An 11,273-nucleotide genomic window follows, 5' to 3' on the forward strand; every position below is an offset into this window, starting at 1 on the left:
GATGTATTTTAAGGTCGTATTTCTCAGCGTTTTGAACGATACCATAGTTGAACGCATGTTCAACTAGAAAATTCAAATTTTCTGTAACACTCCTCTGCAACATTCAACAGTATCATTTACAGACAACGTGTTAACTTATGTAACTATAGTTTAAAAGAACCAGACATAAGGCAATCCACCCAGGCTTCGCAAATTTGCAGACCTTCTTTCGGCTCAAACGAAGTCGGGTTCAAACACCACTCCAGCCATAAGCCATCAAGCATACCCGATAGGCCAATGGCGGCGAGACGATAGTTAAAATTCGGCACTTCCGGAAGAGCCCCAAGATCACGGAGCATTATTTCAACCTGCTGACGGAACCCTTCGCTTGTTTTGTCATGGGAATGACGCACTTTTTCAGACTTATCGGACATGTGCCAAAACACGATCCAGATCCGGAGGATTTTTTCATCAAGAACGTGTGAAGAAAAATAGGCATTAAAAAACGCGCTCATCCTCTCGCGGGGATTGCCGCCGTTTTCCTGAACCAGATCTAATACGTGCTGAAGAATATCTGTGGCCAGTTTTTCATAAGCATCCGCGATCAGATCATCTTTGCTTGGATAATGATGGTTGATAAGCCCAATGGAAATGCCTGCTTCGGCACTGATACTCCGTACAGAAAGCCCCTCACTGCCCTTTTTCTCTAGGCATTTTATGGTCGCATCCACCAATTCCCTTTTGCGTTCATCGGGCGAATGCCTGCGGAATTTTGGGGAAATTTTCTGTGTATCAGTCATATCATCCGTAGTGAAATATTGTCAGGCACAGTCTAATCATTAATCGTACATAATGAAAAGTCCAGAAAGTAACCTGGTTATTAACCAAGTAAATAACCAGAAGAGTAACAAGATAAATAATAGAAAAAGTAACGATAAAATGGTCAAAATTTTTTCTAGTTGAACAAACGTTCAGTTGTGTTAATTATATCATAGGAAAACTGATCACCATGATACCAATGGTGACAGTCATCGTACTTTTGGCTGCAGGCAAAAAACATGAAGCTCTCTCCCCTCACCGAACGAGTTACTGGCACAGGCGCATCGGCATGGGATCTTCACGCGAAGGCCCTCAGCGATCATGCCTCAGGCCACGACGTCATTATTATGAGCGTTGGAGATCCAGATTTTGCGACCCCAGAGAAAATTTCACAAGCTGCCCGTGATGCCCTGACTTCTGGTGATACCCATTACGCAGAAATCAGAGGACGCCTGCCGCTCAGAGAAATCATTGCCAAGCGTCATATTTCCCAAACCGGGCAACTTGTAACACCTGAAAACGTGATCGTTCTTGCCGGGGCACAGTGCGGCCTTTTCACCTCTTCTCTCTGTATTGCAACTGCTGGAGACGAAGTTATTGCGCTTGAGCCCATGTACATTACCTACGAAGCTTCTATTCAGGTAACCGGGGCCACAATCGTTCGGGTCGCACAACGCGCAGAGGACAGATTTCGACCAGATATATCAGCGATAGAAGCCGCCATTACGCCGAAAACCAAAGCCATTTTTATCACCACTCCCAACAATCCGACTGGTGTGGTTTTAAGTAGAGATGAGTTGGTTAGAATTTCTCAAATTGCCATCAAACACAATCTCTGGGTTATTTCTGACGAAGTCTATGCGGACCTGATCTTTAGCGGTGAGCACTTATCTATAGCCGCACTCCCCGGCATGGCAGAAAGAACCGTCACCATCAGCAGCTTGTCTAAATCCCACGCCATGACAGGTTGGCGCATTGGCTGGGCAATTGGACCGGAACATCTGGTTCAGGCCATGGAAAAGCTAGCCTTGTGTATGCTCTATGGCCTACCCGGATTTTCACAGCAAGCGGCCATGGTTGCACTCACAGATATGGCGAATGAGCCAAAAAAAATGAAAGCCATATATCAACGCCGCAGAGATTTAACGCTCAAATGTTTGGAATATGCCCCTTCTCTAATCGTACACAATCCAGAAGCAGGTATGTTCCTGCTCGTTGACATCAGAGCAACTGGCATGACCAGCCGAGACTTCGCAGAACAGCTCTATACCCAAACGGGTGTCTGTGTTCTCGATGCAATGCCTTTTGGGGAAAGTGCAAATGGCCATATCAGGCTTTCTTTTACCCTTGGCGAAGATCAGCTCACCGAAGGCTGTAAACGTCTGTGCCAATTTGTGAATTCAAGAATAGACAATCGAGCAATCGCTTAAAATTCAACGTGTAAGAAGATAACAAAATGACCCTTGGTGAATACCTTATCAAACTCCTTGAGAGTTATGACGTTGATCGTGTATTTGGCATACCCGGTGTTCATACCGTAGAGCTTTATCGCGGTCTGGCACAATCAAAGATCATCCACCATACCCCGCGCCATGAACAAGGTGCCGGATTTATGGCGGACGGTTATGCCCGTGTTAGTGGGAAGCCCGGAGTATGTCTCGTCATTACCGGGCCGGGATTGACGAACATCGCCACCGCTATGGCCCAGGCTTATGCTGATTCCATCCCCATGCTCGTGATATCTGGCGTCAACCGCCTCAAGGATCAGGGACATGGCAACGGCCACCTTCATGAACTACCCAACCAAACCGCCTTTGCCGAGCAAATTTCTGCCTTTAGTTACTCTGTAACAGATCCCACAGATTTACCCCAAGCAATGGCCCGTGCTTTTGCGCTCTTTAATAGCAGCCGTCCACGCCCCGTTCATATTGAAATTCCGATTGATCTGATGTCGGCCTGTGCAGATCACCTCCCACTTTCTCATAATGTTTTCCCTCTAGATAAACCTCAGGCATCATCGCAAGCAATCGCACAAGCTGCCGAGCTGTGCTCAAACGCATCAGCTCCCCTACTTATTGTTGGTGGTGGCTATAAAGGCGATCATGCGATTGTACGCGAATTGGCAGAAGCACTCGATAGTCCGGTTGTTATGACGGTTAATGCACGCGGTCTGCTCCCCGAAGAGCATCCTCTTGCAGTTCCTGCCAGTCCATCCCTTTCAACAGTACGCGAACTCATTGCACAATCCGATGTTGTCCTTGCTGTGGGAACAGAGCTCGGCCCCACGGACTTTGATATGTATTATGACGGTAATTTCGCTGTCCCCGGCTCCTTGATACGATTGGATATCGACCCGACACAAATCCATCGTAATGCCCCGGCTGACCTTGCCCTTGTTGGAGATGCAGAATTATCCCTCAGCGCTCTCTTGCTTTCCATGCCAAAGATATCACCTCAAAATATTGCATCTAAAGGGGCTCAAAAAGCTGCTATCGTGAAAGATAGAACACGATCTGAACTCACACCGGAAATGAACCGCCAGATTGAATTTTTACAACAACTTAATAAAGCTTTACCCGGTGCCATTATCGTTGGTGATTCCACTCAGGTAATTTATACTGGCAATCTTTATTTTTCACCTGATCAATCTAAAGGCTGGATTAATTCGGCAACCGGATTTGGCACACTAGGCTATGCCCTGTCCGCTGCAATCGGAGCCAAATTGGCGTCCCCGAAACGCCCTGTTATCTGCCTTGTCGGAGATGGCGGCATCCAGTTTACACTTGGCGAGCTTGGTGCAGCCATGGACGCACAAACCCCGATCATCATTCTCGTATGGAATAATAACGGTTATCGCGAAATCAAAAGCTTTATGGTAGATAATCAAATAACTCCAGAAGGTGTTGATCTGAGCACGCCAGACTTCGCAGCCATTGCACAAGCTTATGGGCTACAGGCCGAACACTTGAGTTCCGCAGACGATTTAATCAATGCTTTAGAACGAGCTGTAGCATCCCAAAAACCGGCCCTTATTCAAATTGAAGAACACCTCTATCATTCAAAAAAATAAACCTCGGCCTCCATCAAACGTAACAAAGGCTCTGCGATTGCAAAGCCTTTGTTACGTTTTATCCGTTCGAACAGTACTGATTATTTTTGTGCGGTAATACGCCCAGTTATCGAGCCTTTGATCGGGTCATTTTTACCAATGTATTCCGCCAAGGCATCTTCTAGATTTGGACCGTAATCGTAAGCATCAATGGCCTTTGTCGCTAAGATATTATAACCATCCCCCCCGCCTCTAAGATAATTATTAGTGACCATGCTATAAATTTTATCTGGGTCTAATGGTACGTAACCATCTTTTTCGTTTCCAACATCAACAGAAACCACCCGCGTACCAGCTTCAGCTGCGGGGTTCCAAACATAACGTGCTCCAGATACTTGTGGGAAACGGCCAGCACCTTCTTCGACCTTGGAAAGTCCACTTTCAAGAGCTGCAATAAAATCCACGCCTTTTAATTTGAATGTCGCAATAGAATTTTGAAAAGGAAGAACTGAAAGAACTTCTCCCATAGTCACTGGTCCTGCATCAATTGAAGCACGAACACCCCCACCGTTTTGAAGTGCAATAACAGCGTCACCACCATTGGCATTTACACGTGCCAGCATGGCATCCGCCACCAAATTTCCCATTTCACATTCTCCGGACCGGCAAACATCCCTACTGCCTACAATAGCTGTAGCAGCCACACCAACCATGCGCTTTTGAATCTCTTTCAAGGGAACATAAAGCGCTGCAATCCGAGTTTTCATTGCCAAATCTTCCGGGAAGGAATTATCAAGTAGGACCGTGTCCCCGTTCCACCCCGTAACAACACCCGCGTCATCAAAAGTAAGATTCAATTCCCCCATGTACTTTGAATAAGCATAAGCCTGTACAATCGGAACTTTGGCGCCATCAGGGGCAGTTTCAACAACAGGATAAGGCCCTTGGGCGCGCTCATTGGAATTGGAAAGCAAAGTGTGGCTATGGCCGCCAACGATAACATCAACACCCGTCAATTGTTTTGCGATTTGCTTGTCACGAGGAACACCCAAGTGACTTAGCAAAATAATCTTGTTAACGCCCTGCGCCTGCATTTGATCAACGATCGGCTGCACAGCAATAGCAGTATCAAAGAAAGAAATATATTGGCCCGGGCTTGAAGTCTCACCTGTGTCCTCAGCTAGCGCACCAATGATACCAATCTTTTCACCACCTTTGTCCAACACCACAGAAGAAGCGTACTGCCCCCGTAATACGGATTTAGGAGACGCAACCGTGTTTGCACCAATAACCGGAAACTTTGCCTTTTTGAGGAAAGCGAGTAGGTTTTCTGGACCATCGTCAAATTCATGATTTCCGATAGCCATGGCATCAAAACCGGTTTTGTTCATCAACTCAACCGTAGCCTGACCTTTGTATTTTGTATAAAAAAGCGAACCCTGAAACTGATCTCCAGCATCCAGAACCAGTACGTTTTTACCTTCTTTTTCCAGAGTATTACGACGATCATTTAGAGCTTGAGAAACCCGGGCAAATCCACCAAAGCATTTTCCTTCCGCAAGATCTTCGTCCCCGCAGGTCGAATCATATTTATTCACCGGAAGAATACGTGAGTGTAAATCGTTGATATGAAGAACGCTTAACGAATAATCAGCCTGTGCCGAAGCCGTAAAGAGGCAAACACCTGCCACAAGTGTTGCTAATCCGGAAATATGTTTATTCATTTGGAACTCCCATAGAAGGTAAAATATTTTCTTGTATTAAGGGAGAAACAGTAAGCGTCTTTAACTTTTCAGTCCAGACCCAGCATCAAAATTATAGAACAGTTTTTATTCTAACTCATCTTATTCAATAAGATTTTTAAAAAGCTCTAGCTTACCGTTAGAGCTTCTCTCCAGCTCAGGATAGGACTTCACCACAACTTCTTTTGGGAAATTTAAAGCAGATCGAGCCCAGGCGTGCAGTTTTATAATTTGATCTTCCGTTAGCTCAATCTCGACGGCTACATTAAATTCCAATTTCTCCAAAGAGATCTGAACAATTTGATATTCTCTAACAGGTGCAATTTCTAATAACTTGCCGTAATCTTTGGCTGAGATCGCAATCCATTGATGTGAGCCATCAGGATGGCGAAGACGGTTCCGCTTTCGACCCAAAATACTTTTCAAAACAGGAAGCCCTCTACCACACGAGCAAGGCTCACCAAGAACGCCATAATCACCAACTGCATAACGGATCAACGGCATTGCAAAGTTATGTAATGGCGTAACTAAAACCTTGCCAGCCACGCCAGGGGGGCATCCGACACCATCTTCATCAACAACTTCAAGAAAAACACCTTCGCTTTGGACATGATAATGCTCATTATCCGGACACTGCAGGCCCAAGTAACCCAGTTCGCGTGTCGAATAAAGGTCAACAATATCAACACTAAAGGCTTTGCGGCAAAGAGACCTTACTTTATCAGTTAAAATTTCAGAGATAGTTTCAACCTGTTGTAATTTTTCAGGCCGAAGTCCCTTTTTTAGACAATATTCGGCAAGGCGTTGGATGATACTGGGATAGGTAATCAAGAATTCCGGGTTGGTTTCCATCAACCATTTAGCTTGCTCTTCTATAGATGCATTAATATTCAATCCCGCTACCGGACCGGTTTTAATCAAAGCATCGCGTCCCTTTAGCGCGCCCCATCCCATTCCCCTTGTTCCTGGATATGACGCCTGACCTTTTTTAGCGACCCTGATATGGCCCAGCTTCCATTTTGGATTTCGTTTGTGCCAAATATGATCACGGGTAGTAATGGCGCGCCAAAAAATTCGACTTAGCTCAGTATTTTTAATACCAATAGGTTGTCCCGTGGATCCAGAAGTAAACTGTACATTGATACGTCCATGAGACGGTGGTATTTTGTTTGATTGAAGCCCGTCTCCTTGCCCCGCAATGTCACCACGCTCTAGGATTGGAATATCTTGCCACATATTCCTAAGCTCTACAGGTGAAGAAGGTAACCTCAATTCTTTATAGTGAGGAACCGTGTTTATGGCATGGGTCATAAGTTGAAAAAGCTGACGAAACTGGGTTTCTATAATCTTTTCAGCGGGCCACCACTGACTGTTCTCCATTTGAGTGAGTGCAGAAGTCACAGCCATGTTGATCGGTGTTCCAAGTACAGGATATTCTAAGTGTGGTACTGCACAGGAAATATCAAAGTCATTTATCCAATTATACGACGTCATCTTCTAATTTTCTCTCAACTGTCCCAAAGCACAATACACACTATAAAGTTGATTTTTTTGAAATTGATTAACGTGAACTCTTATTATTTTTCTAATAAAAAATGCGGGCAGATTTATAAAAATCTGCCCGCATACAATTCATAACATCATAACGATATTAATGTTATTCAAAGCTATTTAATAGCATCCATAACAACGTGAGTCCAAGCGCCTTCAGGCTTCTTTGTAATGACCGGATCAGAACCACCGCTAAGCAGAGTATTTACAGTCCGCTCATAATCTTCAGGGTTAAGTCTACCATCTGATCCAGCTGTCAATTTGTTGATTTCATTCATCATACGCACCTGGTGCTTTTCAGTCTGGGCACCGCTGGCATCATTATCTAAAACAATGTTCGCCGCTTCTTCAGGGTGTGTACGAGCATAGTCCCAACCTTTCATACTTGCAGAAACAAACCTTGCCATTTTGTCTACAAAAGCTGGATCTTTCAGGTTATCTTCAAGAACATAAAGGCCATCTTCTAACGTAGCAACGCCTTGCTCTTCATACTTAAAAATAACGAGTTCACTTTCTGGAATACCAGCATCAATCACCTGCCAATATTCATTGTATGTCATTGTGGACACACAATCAGCTTGCTTTTGAAGAAGTGGATCGACATTAAAACCCTGCTTTAAAACGGAAACACCATCATCCCCACCCGTCGTCGGTATTTGTAACTTCGACATCCAGCTTAGGAATGGGTATTCGTTACCAAAGAACCAAACTCCAAGTGTTTTACCCTTGAAATCATCAGATGACTTAATACCAGTTTCTTTAAGGCAGGTCAGCATCATGCCTGATGTCTTGAAAGGTTGCGCGATGTTAACCAACGGCACGCCTTTTTCGCGAGAAGCCAATGCAGAAGGCATCCAGTCAACCACAACATCAGCACCACCGCCGACAATAACCTGTGGCGGCGCAATATCAGGGCCACCCGGTTTGATGTTTACATCAAGATCAGCATCTTCGTAAAAACCTTTATCCTGAGCGACATAATACCCCGCAAATTGTGCTTGAGTTACCCATTTGAGCTGTAGATTAACAGTATCAGCAGCAAGTACTGAAGCGCCAAAAGCTCCGGCCCCAAAAGCAAAAGCCACAGCACCTAATAACATTTTTTTCATTATTATCTCCCTGTTTATGGTTTCCTTTTCCTCGATGACCTCAACCGTTAAACGATTAATTTTCACTTCGGAATGAAGGATGCCAAAATGTACATGCCCGCTCTATGACGACCATGATTCCATAAAAAGCAGTTCCCGCCAGTGCAGCTACTGCAATCTCAGCCCAGACCATATCAACGTTCATACGGCCCACTTCGGTTGAAATACGAAAGCCCATACCAACAATCGGCGTACCAAAGAACTCGGCAACGATTGCACCAATCATGGCAAGGGTAGAATTAATTTTCAAGGCATTGAATATAAAAGGCAATGCAGAGGGTAAACGGAGCTTAAACAAGCTTTGCCAATAACTTGCAGCGTAGGTCTTCATCATATCCTTTTCAATGGAAGACGTGATGGATAAACCAGCAACAGTGTTCACCAGCATGGGGAAAAAGGTCATAATAATTACAACGGCAGCCTTGGATTGCCAGTCGAAACCAAACCACATCACCATAATTGGAGCAACACCAATGATCGGTAGCGCACTGACAAGGTTACCAATCGGTAACAAACCGCGTTGAAGGAAAGGGCTTCGATCAATCAAAATCGCTGTAATAAAAGCACTGCCACACCCAAGTACATAGCCAATCAATACTGCCTTAAGAAAAGTTTGTTGAAAATCGGCCCACAAAATCGACGTTGAAGCCATAAACCGTACGCCAATCATACTTGGGGGCGGAAGAAGAACAGTCGGAACATTCAAACCACGGACAACCGTTTCCCATAGGATCAGAAGCCACACCCCAAAAAGAACTGGTACAACAATATTGTATACTCGTTTTACGCTTATAGACCGTGAGGTTTTGGCAGAGAGTTGATCCACAAGAAGCCAAGCCATCAGCCAAGCCGATATGACAAGGCACCAATAACCAGACGATAATTGTTGTTCTGGAATATCCAACCTGGAAAGAAGATACCATGCTCCAACATGAGGGAGAACCACCATGATCACATCTGACAATAATCCCTTAATTTTGTTCAAAACAATCGTTATTGTCGTGAGTACTCCAACAATAGCAAACACTATCAATCCGTTATCATCCCAAATGGATTGAGGCGTGCCCCCGACATCTCCCAAAGGCAAGATAATACCTAAGAAAGCCAAGCCACCAGCCATAATTGCTAAGGTTTGACGAAAGTTTATCATTGCGCCATCCCCATTCTCTTAAGAACAATTTTATTGGTCAGCCCAACAATTGAAACCAGTGCAGCAGCCAAAAGAGCCGCGGCAATCAGTGCAGACCAAATTTGAACAGTTTGACCGTAGTATGACCCAGCCAGCAAACGTGCACCAAGTCCTTCAACTGCTCCAGTTGGCAGTTCACCAACAATTGCACCCACCAAGCTGGTAGCAATCGCCACCTTCATTCCTGTAAAAAGATATGGTACTGAAGAAGGCCAACGTAGTTTCCAAAACATATCCCAATTGGAAGCATTATAGGTTCGCATCAAATCGAGATGAATAACCTCTGGTGAACGCAATCCCTTAACGATTCCCACGGTGATTGGGAAGAAGCTAAGATAAGTTGCAATAAAAGCCTTGGGTAAAATACCCTGAATACCAATTGCGTTTAGAACCACGATGATCATCGGTGCAATGGCAAGAATGGGAATTGTCTGAGATGAAATAATCCACGGCATCAAACTTTTTTCCAAGCTGTTATTATGAACAATACCAACAGCAAGAAGAATACCAAGGACAGTACCAATACCAAAACCCAACAAGGTCGTCGAAAGGGTAACCCAACTATGATAAACCAGAGACCTTTTAGATGTAATTTTTTTCAATACCGTCGTATTGTATAATTCGATTATAACTTGGTGTGGGGCTGGTAACACAGGTCTTTCTTGCGACAAAGTATCTGAGATCAATTGCCCAGTTGACCATTCAATATTACCACGTTTGTATATATCTTCTTGAAACTGAGTATTTAGTAATACAGCCGAAAAATACCAAATTGCAATGATTGCTAAAACAATCACCAGCACAGGTCCAACCTTGCCCGACATCAGGCGTGACCATAGGCTTGATGCCCCTAAGGCGCGAGGCGATGCCATTGCCTCAATCGTCATAGCTATGGCCCTCTTTTAATCCTTCACGCACACGGTGCGCAATTTCCAGAAACTCTGGCGTTTCACGAATATCCAAGCTGCGATCACGTGGTAGGTTACAGTCAATCACATCGTAAATGCGTCCCGGACGCGGTGACATCACAACAATCTTGGATGACAGAAAGACGGCTTCAGGAATGGAGTGAGTGACAAAGAGAACAGTTTTGTTGGTTTTATCCCATAATCTGAGTAACTGTTCATTGAGGTGATCACGAACAATTTCATCCAACGCGCCAAAAGGCTCATCCATCAAAAGCAATTCAGGATCAAAGGACAAGGCTCGTGCAATCGATGCACGTTGTTGCATCCCGCCTGAAAGCTGCCAGGGAAACTTCTTTTCAAACCCGGATAAATTTACCAGTTCAAGATTTTTAGCAATCAGATCCTGCCGTTCAGACTTTGGAATGCCCATCACTTCCAGAGGAAGAGAGATGTTTCCTCCTATCGTGCGCCAAGGGTATAAGGCTGGTGCTTGGAACACGTAACCATAATCACGATTCAAGCGGGCTTGTTCAGCGCTGACGCCATTTACCTCTAGCTTGCCACCGGTCGGTCGCTCTAGATCAGCAACCGCGCGCAACAGTGTGGTTTTCCCACATCCCGAAGGACCGATAAAGGAGACAAACTCTCCCCGGTTGATCGAAAGATCAATATCTGAAAGTGCATGTACAGGGCCATCATTTGTTTCAAAAGTCAGCGACAGACCTTTGATTTCAACAACAGAATCCTCTTCTTGATGTAGCGGCGTGGCCGTTGCATCTGCATTCATTTTTTGCGTACCCATCTTTTCTGCCTCTCCGGTATTTCCGGCGGCGCCAGTTGCATTCGCTTGCGTTGACTGCAGCATGGCTAAACTCCCTGTGTTTTGAA

The 11,273-nt window shown here is 44.9% G+C and carries 9 protein-coding genes; 2 read left to right on the top strand and 7 right to left on the bottom strand.

Annotated elements, in window-relative coordinates; all coding sequences use genetic code 11:
• Nucleotides 1-143: 143 nt before the first annotated feature.
• Nucleotides 144-779 carry a TetR/AcrR family transcriptional regulator gene (locus ACFSKO_RS07175; RefSeq protein WP_380249943.1) on the bottom strand — a complete coding sequence of 212 codons (636 nt, stop codon included), beginning with the start codon at nt 777-779 and terminating at the stop codon, nt 144-146.
• Nucleotides 780-1,037: 258 nt separating this feature from the next.
• On the opposite strand from ACFSKO_RS07175, the gene ACFSKO_RS07180 reads away from it, so the two are divergent.
• Both ACFSKO_RS07180 and ACFSKO_RS07185 read left to right on the top strand, forming a co-directional pair.
• Nucleotides 1,038-2,228: a pyridoxal phosphate-dependent aminotransferase gene (locus ACFSKO_RS07180; protein ID WP_380249945.1), complete on the top strand. Its 1,191-nt coding sequence runs from the start codon at nt 1,038-1,040 to the stop codon at nt 2,226-2,228.
• Nucleotides 2,229-2,254: 26 nt separating this feature from the next.
• The gene (locus ACFSKO_RS07185; protein ID WP_380249947.1) at nt 2,255-3,868 is read left to right on the top strand and encodes a 5-guanidino-2-oxopentanoate decarboxylase; all 1,614 of its coding nucleotides are present in this window, start codon (nt 2,255-2,257) and stop codon (nt 3,866-3,868) included.
• Nucleotides 3,869-3,948: 80 nt separating this feature from the next.
• Here the strand turns inward: ACFSKO_RS07185 and ACFSKO_RS07190 are convergent, their stop codons facing one another.
• The 6 genes from ACFSKO_RS07190 to ACFSKO_RS07215 all read right to left on the bottom strand — a co-directional run bounded on the left by ACFSKO_RS07190 (nt 3,949) and on the right by ACFSKO_RS07215 (nt 11,172).
• Nucleotides 3,949-5,571 (bottom strand): bifunctional metallophosphatase/5'-nucleotidase, encoded by a 1,623-nt coding sequence (locus ACFSKO_RS07190; RefSeq protein ID WP_380249949.1) that lies wholly within the window; start codon nt 5,569-5,571, stop codon nt 3,949-3,951.
• 120 nt (nt 5,572-5,691) lie between these two features.
• Nucleotides 5,692-7,083 (bottom strand): phenylacetate--CoA ligase family protein, encoded by a 1,392-nt coding sequence (locus tag ACFSKO_RS07195; RefSeq protein WP_380249950.1) that lies wholly within the window; start codon nt 7,081-7,083, stop codon nt 5,692-5,694.
• A gap of 173 nt (nt 7,084-7,256) precedes the next feature.
• Nucleotides 7,257-8,249, bottom strand: a complete 993-nt coding sequence (locus ACFSKO_RS07200; protein WP_380249952.1) for an ABC transporter substrate-binding protein — start codon at nt 8,247-8,249, stop codon at nt 7,257-7,259.
• Between the two features lie 55 nt (nt 8,250-8,304).
• Nucleotides 8,305-9,438 (bottom strand): ABC transporter permease, encoded by a 1,134-nt coding sequence (locus ACFSKO_RS07205; protein WP_380249954.1) that lies wholly within the window; start codon nt 9,436-9,438, stop codon nt 8,305-8,307.
• A complete protein-coding gene (locus ACFSKO_RS07210; protein WP_417457369.1) occupies nt 9,435-10,364 on the bottom strand; it encodes an ABC transporter permease in 930 nt (309 codons plus the stop codon). Before ACFSKO_RS07210 ends, ACFSKO_RS07205 begins: the two co-directional genes overlap by 4 nt.
• Nucleotides 10,354-11,172 (bottom strand): ABC transporter ATP-binding protein, encoded by an 819-nt coding sequence (locus tag ACFSKO_RS07215; RefSeq protein WP_380252241.1) that lies wholly within the window; start codon nt 11,170-11,172, stop codon nt 10,354-10,356. The genes ACFSKO_RS07210 and ACFSKO_RS07215 overlap by 11 nt, the downstream gene beginning before the upstream one ends.
• Nucleotides 11,173-11,273: the final 101 nt, after the last annotated feature.

Origin of the sequence: Kiloniella antarctica, assembly GCF_042682825.1 — a bacterium.
Classification (GTDB): Bacteria; Pseudomonadota; Alphaproteobacteria; order Kiloniellales; family Kiloniellaceae; genus Kiloniella; species Kiloniella antarctica.